This window comes from Maritalea porphyrae (assembly GCF_030159895.1).
GTDB classification, from domain to species: Bacteria; Pseudomonadota; Alphaproteobacteria; order Rhizobiales; family Devosiaceae; genus Maritalea; species Maritalea porphyrae.
This window is the reverse complement of record NZ_BSNI01000002.1, coordinates 62,106-75,041: the sequence shown is the minus strand read 5'-3', so window position 1 is coordinate 75,041 and position 12,936 is coordinate 62,106. Positions and strand designations below refer to the sequence as shown.

General features: G+C 50.2%; 15 protein-coding genes. 8 read left to right on the top strand and 7 right to left on the bottom strand.

Annotated elements, in window-relative coordinates; genetic code table 11:
- Nucleotides 1-50: 50 nt before the first annotated feature.
- Genes QQL65_RS03770 through QQL65_RS03760 form a run of 3 tightly spaced genes read right to left on the bottom strand, consistent with a single transcriptional unit; the run spans nucleotide 51 to nucleotide 3,042 of the window.
- On the bottom strand, nucleotides 51-1,331 hold the full coding sequence (locus QQL65_RS03770) for an HlyC/CorC family transporter (RefSeq protein WP_284362158.1): 1,281 nt from the start codon (nucleotides 1,329-1,331) through the stop codon (nucleotides 51-53).
- The gene (gene aroB / locus QQL65_RS03765; protein ID WP_284362157.1) at nucleotides 1,331-2,440 is read right to left on the bottom strand and encodes a 3-dehydroquinate synthase; all 1,110 of its coding nucleotides are present in this window, start codon (nucleotides 2,438-2,440) and stop codon (nucleotides 1,331-1,333) included. Before aroB ends, QQL65_RS03770 begins: the two co-directional genes overlap by 1 nt.
- 2 nt (nucleotides 2,441-2,442) lie before the next feature.
- Complete coding sequence (locus QQL65_RS03760) at nucleotides 2,443-3,042, bottom strand: shikimate kinase (RefSeq protein ID WP_284362156.1); 600 nt, start codon at nucleotides 3,040-3,042, stop codon at nucleotides 2,443-2,445.
- Nucleotides 3,043-3,179: 137 nt separating this feature from the next.
- Here QQL65_RS03760 and QQL65_RS03755 point away from each other — a divergent pair, with 137 nt between their 5' ends.
- From QQL65_RS03755 to QQL65_RS03735, 5 genes are all read left to right on the top strand, one after another.
- On the top strand, nucleotides 3,180-3,329 hold the full coding sequence (locus tag QQL65_RS03755) for a histidine kinase (RefSeq protein ID WP_284362155.1): 150 nt from the start codon (nucleotides 3,180-3,182) through the stop codon (nucleotides 3,327-3,329).
- A 9-nt stretch (nucleotides 3,330-3,338) separates the two neighbouring features.
- On the top strand, nucleotides 3,339-4,250 hold the full coding sequence (locus QQL65_RS03750) for a site-specific tyrosine recombinase XerD (protein WP_284362154.1): 912 nt from the start codon (nucleotides 3,339-3,341) through the stop codon (nucleotides 4,248-4,250).
- A 158-nt stretch (nucleotides 4,251-4,408) separates the two neighbouring features.
- Entirely contained in the window at nucleotides 4,409-5,365 is a 957-nt protein-coding gene (locus tag QQL65_RS03745; protein WP_284362153.1) for an acetyl-CoA carboxylase carboxyltransferase subunit alpha, read from the top strand.
- Nucleotides 5,366-5,437: 72 nt separating this feature from the next.
- Nucleotides 5,438-6,496, top strand: coding sequence for a L,D-transpeptidase family protein (locus QQL65_RS03740; protein ID WP_284362152.1), 1,059 nt, complete (start codon nucleotides 5,438-5,440; stop codon nucleotides 6,494-6,496).
- Nucleotides 6,497-6,530: 34 nt separating this feature from the next.
- Nucleotides 6,531-7,451 (top strand): hypothetical protein, encoded by a 921-nt coding sequence (locus tag QQL65_RS03735; RefSeq protein ID WP_284362151.1) that lies wholly within the window; start codon nucleotides 6,531-6,533, stop codon nucleotides 7,449-7,451.
- Here the strand turns inward: QQL65_RS03735 and QQL65_RS03730 are convergent.
- Nucleotides 7,448-7,909 (bottom strand): GNAT family N-acetyltransferase, encoded by a 462-nt coding sequence (locus QQL65_RS03730; RefSeq protein ID WP_284362150.1) that lies wholly within the window; start codon nucleotides 7,907-7,909, stop codon nucleotides 7,448-7,450. The two genes, QQL65_RS03735 and QQL65_RS03730, sit on opposite strands and share 4 nt — an antisense overlap.
- 11 nt (nucleotides 7,910-7,920) lie before the next feature.
- Complete coding sequence (locus tag QQL65_RS03725; RefSeq protein WP_284362148.1) at nucleotides 7,921-9,696, bottom strand: SLC13 family permease; 1,776 nt, start codon at nucleotides 9,694-9,696, stop codon at nucleotides 7,921-7,923.
- Between the two features lie 158 nt (nucleotides 9,697-9,854).
- Here QQL65_RS03725 and QQL65_RS03720 point away from each other — a divergent pair, with 158 nt between their 5' ends.
- The 3 genes from QQL65_RS03720 to QQL65_RS03710 all read left to right on the top strand — a co-directional run bounded on the left by QQL65_RS03720 (nucleotide 9,855) and on the right by QQL65_RS03710 (nucleotide 11,706).
- Nucleotides 9,855-10,433 (top strand): uracil-DNA glycosylase family protein, encoded by a 579-nt coding sequence (locus QQL65_RS03720; protein ID WP_284362147.1) that lies wholly within the window; start codon nucleotides 9,855-9,857, stop codon nucleotides 10,431-10,433.
- Nucleotides 10,430-11,119, top strand: a complete 690-nt coding sequence (locus QQL65_RS03715; protein WP_284362145.1) for a hypothetical protein — start codon at nucleotides 10,430-10,432, stop codon at nucleotides 11,117-11,119. The genes QQL65_RS03720 and QQL65_RS03715 overlap by 4 nt, the downstream gene beginning before the upstream one ends.
- A 119-nt stretch (nucleotides 11,120-11,238) precedes the next feature.
- Nucleotides 11,239-11,706, top strand: a complete 468-nt coding sequence (locus QQL65_RS03710) for a VOC family protein (protein ID WP_284362144.1) — start codon at nucleotides 11,239-11,241, stop codon at nucleotides 11,704-11,706.
- 31 nt (nucleotides 11,707-11,737) lie between these two features.
- On the opposite strand, the gene QQL65_RS03705 is transcribed toward QQL65_RS03710, so the two are convergent.
- Nucleotides 11,738-12,217, bottom strand: coding sequence for a protein tyrosine phosphatase family protein (locus QQL65_RS03705; protein ID WP_284362143.1), 480 nt, complete (start codon nucleotides 12,215-12,217; stop codon nucleotides 11,738-11,740).
- Between the two features lie 22 nt (nucleotides 12,218-12,239).
- A complete protein-coding gene (locus QQL65_RS03700) occupies nucleotides 12,240-12,929 on the bottom strand; it encodes a class I SAM-dependent methyltransferase (RefSeq protein ID WP_284362142.1) in 690 nt (229 codons plus the stop codon).
- Nucleotides 12,930-12,936 lie beyond the last annotated feature (7 nt).

Sequence of the window (12,936 nt, the reverse complement as noted above, 5' to 3'; positions counted from 1 at the left end):
CAATTCAACGCCGTAGTATGTATATGAAGCCGCCGAGTTGCAGGAAATGCTTACGGAATTATCTTTAGTTCTGTGATGCGATTTCGCTCTTTTTTCAGCACCCTGAAACGCTTGCCGTGAAACGTAAAAGTCTGATTGACGTTTGGAATCATTTTCGCTTCATCCAGCACTAGGCCGGCAATCGTTGTGGCATTCTCGTCGGGGAGTTGCCAATCAAGAGCACGGTTTAGATCGCGAATCGGCAGTGAGCCGTCAACGATATAGGAGCCGTCGGGTTGCTTCTTTGCGCCTTCCATTACTTCATCATGCTCGTCAGCGATTTCGCCAACGATTTCCTCAAGTATGTCTTCAAGCGTGATGAGGCCCTCGACCTCGCCATATTCATCTACCACAAGCGCAAAGTGGGCATTTTCACGTAAGAACGCGTTGAGTTGGGCCTGCACCGGCGTTGTGTCCGGCACAAACCACGGTTTTGATACGATGGCCTCAATGTCCAATTGTTCGACATTGCCACCGGCTTTAAACAGGGCGCGCAACAAGTCTTTTGCATGCACGACGCCAACGATGTTCTCCTGGTCGTCTTTCCACAAAGGGATACGCGTGTAGGGGCTTTCAAGGATTTCTTGAACCAGTTGTTCTTTGGGCAATTCGGCGTCAAGCGCGAGCATTTTTGTGCGGTGCACCATCACATCGGACACTTCAAGCGCGCTTAAGTCCAGAATGCCGCCAAGCATGTCGCGGTCATTTTTGACCACTTCACCTTCTTTGTGCAGCAGGTCCACGGTGCCGCGCAGCTCTTCGTGGCCAGTCATGCCGCTTTCGTCGCCTTCTCGGCGTGCACCAATAAGACGTAGCAGGGCATTGACGAGTTTTTGGATGGCAAAGGTGATCGGCGCAAAAAGGGCAACGATTGGGCGGACAAACGGAGCAGTACCAAGGGCAAATTCATCAGGCTTAGATATGGCCCAAGTTTTGGGCAAGACCTCTGAAAAGATCACCACCATCGCGGTCATTGCGATCGTGGCGTAAATCACACCTGTGTCACCAAACAAGGCGATCAACACGCTGGTGGCCAAGGATGAAGCAAGGATGTTGACCAAATTGTTGCCTAACAACAGCGCCCCGATCAGGCGTTCCTTGTCGGCAATGAGTTTCTCAACGATTTTGGCGCGGTTGTTGCCGGCCTTCACCCAATTGTGGATGCGCGCGCGCGAAGCAGCGGTCAGTGCGGTTTCAGAACCAGAGAAAAAGCCAGACAGGGCCAAAAGCACCAGAATGGCCGCCACGGAAATCCAAAAGGAAGGGGGCATCGATGCAAAAAATTCAGCCATTAGTTTCTTTGCTCCTCAAGAAAAGCAGAAATTGAAGTTGGGTCCACGTTCTTTTCGATGAAAGCTTCACCAACGCCATTTGTTAGAATGAAAGTCAGCGCGCCGCGCGAAACTTTCTTGTCTTGGGCAATATGGTGCATCAATTCTTCAGTTGAAGCTAGCTCGCCCGGAATATCGCTCAATTCTGTCGGTAGGCCAACCGATTTGAAGTGATTGGTGACACGAACAGCGTCTTGCCCGTTGGCGATGCCGATTTTGGTTGAATAGCGATGTGCTAGAACCATGCCTATGGCAATCGCCTCTCCGTGCAACAAACGATCAGAGTAGCCGGTAACTGCCTCAAATGCGTGGCCAAAAGTATGACCGAGATTGAGCAAAGCGCGCGCGCCATGCTCTTTTTCGTCAGCTGCCACAAATCGCGCTTTTGCACGACAAGAATGTGCAATGGCCTCGGCGCGTGCAGGTCCGCCTTCAAAGACTTCGCGCCAGTTTTCCTCCAGCCAGTAGAAAAACTTAGCGTCATCAATCAAGCCATATTTGGCCATTTCAGCATAGCCTGCACGGAACTGGCGCTCTGAAAGCGTGCCAAGCGCTGCAAGGTCCGCCGCGACATATCGTGGTTGATGGAATGCACCGATTAGATTTTTGCCGTGCGGTGAATTGATGCCGGTTTTTCCGCCAACCGAACTGTCTACCTGCGCCAGAAGTGATGTTGGCACTTGCACAAAATCCATCCCGCGCCGGATGATTGAAGCGGCAAACCCAGCCAGATCGCCGACGACGCCACCACCGAATGCGATGATGATGTCTGTTCGCTCCAAGCGTTCCGCCAATAAAGCTTCAACGACTTGGTTCAACATGGCGTTGCACTTTGAGCTTTCGCCAGCCGGAATTGTGACGACCGCGTAGTTTAACCCTTCCGCTTCAAGCGCTTTTTTGAGGCGGGGTAATTGTTCGCGCTGAACATTTTCATCGGTGACGATGCCGTACCGTGCGCCGGGAAACATTGTTTTTAGTTTCGCGCCCAAAGTGTCAATGGCGTCGTGCGCCACATTGATGTCATAGGCGCGGTCACCCAGGTCAATATGAACGATATTGCTGTTTGTCATGTTTAATCAGACTTTTTGTTCGGGTCCAAATGCTCGGCGAGAGCTTCAATGATCTCAGAAGCAATTTGTTCGTGGGTTGCTTCATGGGACATCACAGTTAGATCGGCTTCAGCGTAGGTTGGATAGCGCTGATCGACCAGCGCTTTTAGTGTGCCAAACGGATCCGGCGTGTGTAATAGCGGTCGGGTGTTGCGGCGCGATACGCGCTCAAACAACAGTTCCACGTCGGCTTTGAGCCACACGCAAATTCCATGCTGGGCGATGTTTTTCCGAGTTGTGGCGTCCATAAAGGCCCCACCGCCGGTGGAAATGATGGCATCACGACGCGTTCTTAAAAGGCGGGCAATCACGCGTGTTTCACCTGCGCGAAATTCTTCTTCGCCATGGGTTTCAAAAATGTCGGGAATTGGCATGCCGGCTGCGAGTTCGATCTCGTCATCGCTATCAACAAAATCAAGGTTCAAAAAATGCGCAACGCGTTTGCCTACAGTGGATTTTCCGGCGCCCATCATGCCGATTATGACAATCGGCTTACCCGCGCGATGTGTGTTGACGCGTTCAGCATTGCGTTGCACCACGGTGCTGTCCAATTCGACGGGCACTAATATCTCCAGCTTGACCTTGAATGTGAGGTTGAAGCGATGTGGAGGCAAATTGTCAAGCCACAACCGTCAATCAAATGCTTGATCGAAAGCGCAAAATGGCCCAAAAGTAGGGTAACTGGAGGAACCAACACCCAATGCCTACGCTATTCCGTTTTGTATTCTTTATTGGCTTTCTTGCTGCGTTAGGGGTTGGTGGTATGTATGCGCTCACCATATTTGTTGAGCCTGAGCCCCGTGAGATAAGCCAACGCATTCCAACGCGTGATTTGTTTGGCAACAATTAGGCGATCGCGATGAACGATCATTTATTGATCGAAAACTTCCTCGAAATGATGAGCGCAGAGCGGGGCGCCGCGGCGAACACACTTGAAGCTTATCGGCGCGATCTAATTGACTATGCGCAATTTGCAGCTTCGAAAAAGGCACCCGTTGGGAATGCTGATCGGCATTTGGTGCAGCACTATTTGATTTCGCTGGACGAACGTGGCTTTGCCGCTTCAAGTGCGGCACGACGCCTAAGCTCCATCAAGCAATTTTATCAGTTTCTGGTATCCGATGGCGCACGCAAGGATGATCCTACGCGGGTGATCCCAGCACCAAGAGCGGGCACGAAGCTACCCAAAACAATGTCGATTGAAGAAGTGGATCAGCTTTTTGGGCAAGCAGAGTTGGAAGCTGCAGACCCAGAGCTTGCGCCCAAAGCAAAGTTGCGCGCGCAAAAACTTTATGTGCTTTTAGAGCTCTTGTATGGTACCGGGATGCGCGTATCTGAACTTGTGGGGTTGTTGCGATCCAGCGTGACGCGCGAAGGTTCAATGCTGAATATCATCGGTAAGGGCAACAAAGAGCGCGTGGTGCCGCTAAATGATAGAGCAAAAGATGCTTTGTTGGCCTATTTGGGGCAATTGCCACCGGGGCGGTTTGTGTTCCCTGCGAACACTGAAACGGGTTTTATGGCCCGGCAAGTATTTGCGCGTGAGTTAAAAGCGTTGGCCGGGCGCGCTGGGTTAGACACCAAAAAAATCTCGCCACATATTTTGCGCCATGCTTTTGCCTCACATTTGTTGGAAAGGGGTGCCGATCTTCGTGTAGTACAGCTATTGTTGGGGCATTCTGATATTTCAACAACGCAGATCTACACCCATATTTTGGATGAGCGCTTGACGGCGCTGGTGCAAGAACATCATCCTTTGGCCAAGGATTAAGCGTTGATCACGAGGAAAGATCGCGATCAGGGTCAAGAATTTGCCCAGCATTTGGTGCATCAAAGCTTGACATTAACCGGGGGAATGGCCACTTTCCGACGCAATTATGTGGGGTTCCAATTGTCCTTGGGCAGGAACGACAAAAAAGACGGATAAAAATGCAGTCCTATCTCGAATTTGAAAAGCCAGTCGCTGATTTGCAAGGCAAAGTTCAAGAATTGAAATCACTCGCCCAAAGCGGCGAAGCGGTGGAAATTGAAGACGAAGTGAAGCGTTTGCAGGATAAAGCAGATGAAGCTTTGCACGAGATTTATGGTCGGCTTACGCCTTGGCAAAAAACGCAAATTGCGCGCCATCCTTTGCGTCCGCATTTCGTCGATTACATCAAAAACCTAATTACTGACTTTGTTCCGCTCGCTGGAGACCGTAAGTTTTCTGAAGATGCTGCGGTCCAAACTGGATTTGGCCGATTTGACGGGCAACCCGTTGCGATCATTGGTCAGGAAAAAGGTTCCAATACAGAATCGCGCCTCAAGCACAATTTTGGTTCGGCTCGTCCTGAAGGCTACCGTAAAGCGGTACGTGTGATGGATATGGCGGACCGGTTCGATATTCCGGTATTGTTCTTTGTAGATACTGCAGGTGCATATCCTGGCGTTGGTGCAGAAGAGCGCGGGCAAGCGGAAGCAATTGCGCGTTCAACCGAAATGTGCCTTGAGATTGGCGTGCCATCATTGGCAATTGTGATTGGTGAAGGTGGATCTGGTGGCGCCATTGCGATCGCGACAGCAAACAAAGTTGTGATGCTTGAGCACTCAATCTACACGGTGGCTTCGCCTGAAGCTGCAGCTTCAATTTTGTGGCGCGATGCTGCAAAAGCACAGGAAGCGGCGAACAATATGAAGATCACCGCGCAAGACTTGAAAGAATTTGGCATTATTGACCAAATCATCCCAGAACCTGCCGGTGGCGCCCATCGCCATGCGCCTGAAATCATGCAATCAACCCACAAGGTGATTGAAGACTTCTTGGCAGAATTTGAAGGCAAGGGCCGATTGGAAGTGCGTGAACACCGTCGCGAGAAGTTCCTCGCTATGGGTTCAAATCTCACCTAATTGTGATCCGGGCCTTGGCGAATAGCATTAGGCACCCCAAATGATTAACTGTAATTTATTGGCGGTGCCTTTATGCTTTTTGGCACGGAAGTTGTGCAATTGGAGAATTTTGTGATCAGCGCTTTGCGACAGTTTGCAAAATCAGTTTTTGTTTTGTTGGGGCTTGGGCTTTTAGCCGCCTGTACCACAGGTTTTGAAAGCAATCGCCATAATGTTCCATTGTCATCGTTGACCAAAGCGCGGCTGAGCCAAATGGGTTCGAGCGAAGGCGCTCCAATGCTTGTGCGGATTTTTAAACGCGAAAGCGAGTTGGAAGTTTGGAAAGAGGTCAAAAAGACCGGGAAATTTGAGCATTTCCGCACCTATAAGATTTGTGCTTGGTCAGGCGACCTGGGGCCAAAATTCAGAGAAGGTGATCGCCAGTCTCCCGAAGGGTTCTATGATGTAACGCCCGGGTTGATGAATCCCCGCTCAAACTATTTCTTGGCATTCAACCTTGGTTTCCCAAACAAGTTTGACCGCGCACATGGCCGCACAGGGTCAAACATTATGGTGCATGGCGATTGTTCGTCCCGCGGCTGCTATGCGATGACAGATGAAAAAATCGCAGAGATATATGCGCTGGCTCGTGAAACGTTTAAAGGCGGCAGCAAGAGCTTTCAGGTTCAAGTTTTCCCATTCCGGATGACGGGCGAAAATTTGGCAGCGTTTAGCGAAAGCAAACACCTGTCATTTTGGCGCGACATCAAGGTGGGATATGACCATTTTGAACTCACAAAAGAACGCCCAAAATGGGATGTGTGCAATGGTCGATATGGCATAAACCGCTCCGGCGGCTGTGGCCCCTCATTGCTCAGTAAGGAAATGCAGGCAGCATATAGTCAGAAGCAAACAGCGGATGCTGCTGCATTTAAACTGGCTATGGCAAACAAGGCGCAAGCGGAACTTGACGCCGAAGCTGAAGCACAGCGCAAGTTGGAGGCTGCTCGGGCAGCTGAGGAGCGCAAAGTTGCAATCAATCAAACTACACAAAAGGTAACCGGCTGGTTCGGCAGCCTGTTTGGTGGCGGTGGCAGCGACGATCAAGGTGTTGAAGACCCGAACGCGCCCGTGCCGCCGCCGCGTCCATAATTGAGCACATAAAGCGACGCTTGTAAGGTGAAATATGGGGCGTAATAACCAGTTCATGTCCCCATCATCTTGGCCATCCTTAGTCCCCGACTTGGATGTTGAAAACCACTTGTTTGGTGCGTCTTCCACCCTTTTGTCAAACTGGCTGAAACGTCAGTTTCAGCTAATTGACGATCCTAATTTTGCACGCCTCTTTAGCGATAATATCGACTGTTTTGACGTTGAACCCTCGGCTTATAATCATCGGATGATTGAGACGAAAAACGGCGCGCTGTTGGGTGGTATTCGATTCTACGGGCTTGATATTATGCGACCATTTGTTGAAGTGGTTGCTCATAACTTTTCTCAGATGGATGGATTGCGTGGGGTTGTGCGCGATGAGTGGGCAGTGTTTAGCCCGCAGTTTTTGCGCTTGACGCTTGCAGCGAATGCCATGCCGACACCTGAAGCGTTTCTGGACGTATCCATTCACGCAGCGCGATATAGTGAAATGAAGCGGCGAAATCTTGAGATCAATCTTACCCAAGATGTGAAAATGCGAGAGGTTGAGGCGCTGATTGTCGAGCGCTATGGCGAAGTACGACGCACTCAGCCTGACTTAGCGAAAAACGTCAGCGCTATGGATATGGAAACGCTAAAAACATGCCACGAACAAGGCAATCTATTTGGTGCCCATGTCGATGCAAGCAAACATCTTGTTGGAGTAATTGCGGTAAAAGAAGATGCGATTGGGTGGTTGCCTGGCGAGGTTGTGCAAGAAGAGGTCGTTGCGGCTGTTCATGCCGGGCATGGATATGCGATGCAAATGCAATGCGCATTTGCAAACCAACGCGCGGCAGCCACGCCAGATCGCTTGATGCTTGGCACTATTGACCGCCACAATCACGCCTCACGCAAGTCCGCAGTTCGGGCGGGACGGCCTGAAATATTGCGCCGCGTATTTGTTCCTCTTTAGAGCTTTTTGGTCCAGTAGCCGACGGTTTTGTCCTCGCTCAGATCCGCCGTATCGATCATTTCAAAACCCAGTTTTTCATGGAATGCGACAGATCCTGGATTTGGCGGGGAATGATTGATCTCACAGCAAACCATATCGATGCCATCCTCTTTAGCTTTGTCCATCAGGGCAAGATAAAGCGATTTCGCATGGCCCTTCCCACGTGCATGTCCGGCTGTGACGATGCGGTCAATATAGGCAAAACTGTCAAATCGTTCTTTGAACCAAGAAAAATTGATCCCATCATGAGGCGACGAATGGCTCATGGTGATCAGAAAAGCGTCCAGTTCGCCAATGGTCTTGGTGAGGTAGGAACGGCTGATCAACCGCTCTAGGTCTGCCGTTTCAAGATATGAGGTTTCTTTGGCGTGGATATTGTTGAGCGTCAAAACGCGCTCGAATTGTTCGTTCGATAGCATATTTTAAACCTTTAGAGCGGCCAGAAGACAAGAATTGCTGGCACTGAGACCGCGACGATTATGATTTCGAGCGGCAATCCCATGCGCCAATAGTCCGAGAATGAATAGCCACCGGGACCAAGAATAAGCATGTTATTTTTGTGCCCGATTGGGGTAAGGAACGCACAACTGGCAGCAATGGCGACAGCCATTAAAAACGGGTCAGGGTTCACCCCCATTTGGTTGGCCAAACCGATGGCCACCGGCGCTGCAACAATGGCTGTCGCTGTATTGTTCAACACATCTGACAAGGTCATGGTAACTGCCATCAATAATGTGAGGGCTACCCAGGCGGGCATGCCGTTGGTGGCGGCCGCAAGTCCGTTGACAATCAGCTCCGTGCCGCCTGACGTTTCAAGCGCGGCGCCAAGAGGGATCATCGAGCCCAGCAGGACAACCACTGGCCATTCAATTGTGTCGTAGAGTTCGCGCAATGGCACGATATCGGTGAATACAAAGGCGATGGCGACCACCGCAAGGGCAACGGGCAAATATATCCAGCCAAGGCTTGCAGCGATTAGTGCTGCGGCAAAAACCCCAATCGCAAGCCAAGCGCGATCATATTGTGTGACCGGCAATTGCCGATCCGCTAGGGGCAAGAAACCCATGCGTCCAATTACGTCCTCGACGCTTTCCGGCGTGCCCAACAATAACAGGATGTCGCCGGGTTCAAGTTCGGTCTTGCGCACTTGTGTGCGGATGGCCTTGCCCTGGCGCGAGATCCCCAAGAGTGAAACGCCATACCGCGCAAGCAATTTGGATTGCATCGCGGTGCGGCCAGCCAACCTGCTTTCACGTGTCACAACGGCCTCAGATAAAATGACATCGCCAGAGAGTGCTTTCTTTGAAGCGGTTTGACTTTGAAATTTTAAACCAAGTGCGCCCACCAGCGCATTGATTGCTTCTGGCGAGGCTTCAATAATCAGATGGTCGCCAGCTTTGATTTCTTCATTGCGCGCGCGTCCGGGTAGGCGGTTGCCGCGTCGTGCGAGCCCTAAAACATAACAGTCGTTTTCTTCTGCGATGGTATCAAGGTCTTTGACTTTTTGGCCGATGGCTTTGCTGTCGTCAGCAACGACGAGATCAGCAATATAGCCTTCAAGTTCGGCCAATTCAGATGTGGCGTTTTTCTTTCGCGATTGCTCAGGGATAAGCCGCCAGCCGATGGTGGCCACATAGGTGATGCCCACAATTGCGGCGATGATGCCAACGGGCGCGAAATCGAACATCTTGAAAGGTTCACCCAATGTGGTCTCGCGGATTGAAGCAATAATGATATTGGGGGGTGTGCCAATAAGGGTAACAAGACCGCCCAAAATGGTGGCAAAGGAAAGTGGCATCAAGGTTTGCCCAGGTGTGCGTCCGGACTTTTGAGCAGCCTGAATGTCGACCGGCATCAACATGGCCAGTGCCGCCACATTATTCATGAAGGCCGACAAAATGCCGCCGATGCCGCCCAGAATAGTGATGTGCATACCGATGGAGCGTGATTGGTCGATCACAGAGCGGGTGATCAAGTCAACCGCCCCAGAATTGGTAAGCCCACGCGATACGACGAGCACCAGGGCAACGATGATTGTGGCGGGATGCCCAAATCCAGAGAAGGCCATATCCGTTGGCACTACCTGCAGCAATAATGCGATGATGAGGGCGGTGAAGGCGACTAAGTCATAGCGCCATCGTCCCCAAAGCAGGCCCACAAAGACAAGAAAGAATAATGTAAACAGGATAATCTGATCGAGTGTCATATAGAGGCAGGCCCAATTGCTTTTAGCGCATGTTTGTTGCGCGATATTCGCAAACTAATCTTGATAGGGCTAGGGGGCAAAAAGGATTTGTTTTGTCTTGTTGACTTGCCAATCGGGTTGGAATTTCCCAACCTTGGCTGAGAGGTGAAAATTTAATTATGGCGCTTGAAAGCTTGCTGGCAGAAATATCGCAGTGCACAATCTGTGCGCCGCATCTACCGCATGGGCCAAGGCCGGTTTTGCAAGTCAGTTCAACAGCTAAAGTTCTAATCGCAGGCCAAGCGCCGGGTCGTATTGTGCATCAAACCGGCAAGCCGTTTGACGATAAAAGCGGGGAGCGATTGCGCGACTGGCTGGGTGTGACACCAGATCAGTTTTACAACCCAGATCTATTTGCAATTGTTCCAATGGGTTTTTGTTTTCCCGGAACGGGAAAGTCGGGAGATCTGCCGCCGCGCTCTGAATGTCGCGCCACCTGGCATGATCAGCTGTTCAAGCAAATGCCACAACTTGAGTTGAGGCTGATTATCGGTGCTTATGCGCTTGACTATCATTTGGGTGCTCGGCAGTCCAAAACCCTTACCGAAACTGTGAAGAGATGGCGCGAATTTATGCCAACCCATCTGCCTTTGCCGCATCCAAGTCCGCGCAATAATATCTGGCTCAAGCGCAATGCTTGGTTTGAAAACGAGGTCGTGCCAAAGTTGCAGCGAAGAGTAAGGGAGTTGATCGGTTGATTCAAAAATGGCCTAGATGGAAGTCAGCGTTGGTCTATTTGACGCGCCATAACCATTCCTTTTGCAATGTGGTTCAGCGAGCACTGCTGTTTAAAACGGGTGAAAGTCCTTACTTTGATGATCAGACGTCGACGAATTGGTTTTTGGAGCGTTTGGCGAATGCAAAAAGCTATCTGGAATTTGGCAGTGGCGGCACAACATATGCGGCCGCGAAAATGGGGGTGCCATTTGTCAGTAAAGAAAGCGATTTGTTGTTTGCGTTGAGCGTGCAAAAAACGATCCGCGATGCGGGCTACGCGACGCCCAATCAACATTATGTACACGCCGATATTGGTGTGACAGGCACATGGGGTTATCCGATCAAGTTCAAAAATGTCGGTGATGACCAATTGGCGCGCTTTGCAGCCTACTCTGATATGCCACCTACGCTTCGACCCGACCTAATATTGATTGATGGTCGATTTCGTGTGGCATGTGCGTTGAAATGTATAAAGGCACTTGGTGACGATACAGGTTGGGTCATTGTTGTCGACGACTATGTTGATCGCACAGGTTACCACGTGATTGAAGAGTTTGCGCAGCTTCAAAAGATGGTTGGCAGGATGGCTGTTTTTGGCGCGAAATCCGATTTGGATCTATTGGCTTTGGATGAAAATATTAGCTCGCATTTGTACGACTGTCGGTAGATTAAAGTCGAAAATTCGAGATCGACGGGCGTTGATGTCTGAGATTATTTGGCCTCATATCACCTTTTCTATGATTGTCGGGCACTTGGATCGAATTGAAAACGCAAAGGGTGCAGAAAATGAGACAACCAAAACCAACGCCATGTTTGTGGTTGAATAATGATGCTGCGGCTGCCGCACAATTCTATTGCACCATTTTTGACGACGCGAGAATTATCTCTCCTGCAGATTTGTCACAACAAAGTTTTATGGTTGTTTGGGAGATGAATGGGCAGCGGGTTATGGGGTTGAATGGTGGCCCAAAATTCCCACAGAGCGCGGCTTTTTCGTTTTTTGTCGAGGTCGAGGACCAAAAAGAGTTGGACCATTATTGGAATGCATTGCTGGCCAATAATGGCAAAGAAAGTATGTGCGGCTGGCTAGAAGATCAGTTTGGTGTGTCTTGGCAGATCATTCCGAAACAGCTTGCAGGATTGGTTGGAAATTCTGATCCCGTCATTGCCCAAGCATGCACTGAGGCGATGTTGAAAATGCGCAAGATTGTAATTGTTGATTTGCAAGCTGCTGCGGCAAGTGCCGACAATTGATTGTTTGCTTTAACTCTGGCTAATCATCTGACTAGTAGTCTAGGCTTGAATACTCGTGGTCCTTATTTGCGCGGTGTTCGTCCCCGATGAAGACCGCCCAATGTTTGCCGGGCCGCCAAATGCTGTCCAAGATCGCGGCACTTTTGATTCTGTCCGCCGGTATATATTCACAAATGTAGCGGTGCCAGTAGGCAGTCACGCGGGCGTTGAAAATACAATGGATGTGCATGCGATCTTTGGGATCAGCTTGAATAGCACTAACGAATAAATTGTAGGTCTCGTCGCTCGGTTGAGTAAACGGGACCGGAATGTTTGTGTAGTTGAAACCTAGTTCATCGAGAAGTTTTCGCTCATTTGGCAATGCGTCTTGGTGATCTTCCGGCGCAAGATTGATGATTGTTTTCACGCCTGCTGACTTTAGGTGAGAGAACTGGGCCGCACTGGGCTGCCCCGAAGATGTGATGTGCGTGTCGAGTTCGCGCCAATTAAAAATTTCAGAGACTTCACCCATTATTTCTGCCTTAGCCTATCAATTATTTGCTCAGTTTGAAAAAGATGAAGCGCGGTTGCGTTGTGAGTTTTTCATATGCAATAGGGAATTGGTCTGCGGTTTCTGCCAACGGCATGGGCTCGTCAATCTGCTCGATCTGAAAACCTGCATCTTTGAATTCGCGGATCATTTGTGAGAGTGAGCGGCGCCAATAGCGAACATGCATGGTTTCGCCATTTTTCTCCCAGCTGTCTTCAATAAGCATGTGAGCGAAGTAGTTTTCGCTGCCTGCAAGTTCATGATCCATAAATGGATGGTGAGTTGAAATCACCACCGATCCACCTGGCTTGAGCAAGCGATGAAATTCGCTCAATGGCTGCCGCCAATCTTTCAAATAGTGCATAGCCAAAGAGCAAAGAATGGCATCAAAACTGCCTGTCTTATAGGGGAGTTTTTCATCAAGACTAGCAACCTTGAGCTCTACGTTGTTGCCCAATAGTTGTCGCGCGTGGTCAAGCATATTTGCGCTAAGGTCGAAGCCTTGCACATTTGCGCCTTTGGCCATCAAGTCAGCCGAATGTTTGCCACCTCCGCAACCGGCATCCAGCACTTTTTTGCCTGCGACCTCGCCCATCATTTCAACTGCCGCTGGACGCTCATATAGATCGTTCCAAGGGTTGATTTTGGCGCTGGTATAGATGGTTGCAAGTTTGTCAAAGTCGGTGCTGGTCATGATAATG

Excerpts from the sequence above, each read along its gene's own strand:
- QQL65_RS03755 (WP_284362155.1), top strand. The coding sequence starts at position 3,180 with ATGCCTACGCTATTCCGTTTTGTATTCTTTATTGGCTTTCTTGCTGCG.
- QQL65_RS03745 (WP_284362153.1), top strand. The coding sequence starts at position 4,409 with ATGCAGTCCTATCTCGAATTTGAAAAGCCAGTCGCTGATTTGCAAGGC.
- QQL65_RS03710 (WP_284362144.1), top strand. The coding sequence starts at position 11,239 with ATGAGACAACCAAAACCAACGCCATGTTTGTGGTTGAATAATGATGCT.
- QQL65_RS03750 (WP_284362154.1), top strand. The coding sequence starts at position 3,339 with ATGAACGATCATTTATTGATCGAAAACTTCCTCGAAATGATGAGCGCA.
- QQL65_RS03770 (WP_284362158.1), bottom strand. The coding sequence starts at position 1,331 with ATGGCTGAATTTTTTGCATCGATGCCCCCTTCCTTTTGGATTTCCGTG.
- QQL65_RS03720 (WP_284362147.1), top strand. The coding sequence starts at position 9,855 with ATGGCGCTTGAAAGCTTGCTGGCAGAAATATCGCAGTGCACAATCTGT.
- QQL65_RS03735 (WP_284362151.1), top strand. The coding sequence starts at position 6,531 with ATGGGGCGTAATAACCAGTTCATGTCCCCATCATCTTGGCCATCCTTA.
- QQL65_RS03705 (WP_284362143.1), bottom strand. The coding sequence starts at position 12,217 with ATGGGTGAAGTCTCTGAAATTTTTAATTGGCGCGAACTCGACACGCAC.
- QQL65_RS03730 (WP_284362150.1), bottom strand. The coding sequence starts at position 7,909 with ATGCTATCGAACGAACAATTCGAGCGCGTTTTGACGCTCAACAATATC.
- QQL65_RS03740 (WP_284362152.1), top strand. The coding sequence starts at position 5,438 with ATGCTTTTTGGCACGGAAGTTGTGCAATTGGAGAATTTTGTGATCAGC.
- QQL65_RS03700 (WP_284362142.1), bottom strand. The coding sequence starts at position 12,929 with ATGACCAGCACCGACTTTGACAAACTTGCAACCATCTATACCAGCGCC.
- QQL65_RS03725 (WP_284362148.1), bottom strand. The coding sequence starts at position 9,696 with ATGACACTCGATCAGATTATCCTGTTTACATTATTCTTTCTTGTCTTT.
- aroB (WP_284362157.1), bottom strand. The coding sequence starts at position 2,440 with ATGACAAACAGCAATATCGTTCATATTGACCTGGGTGACCGCGCCTAT.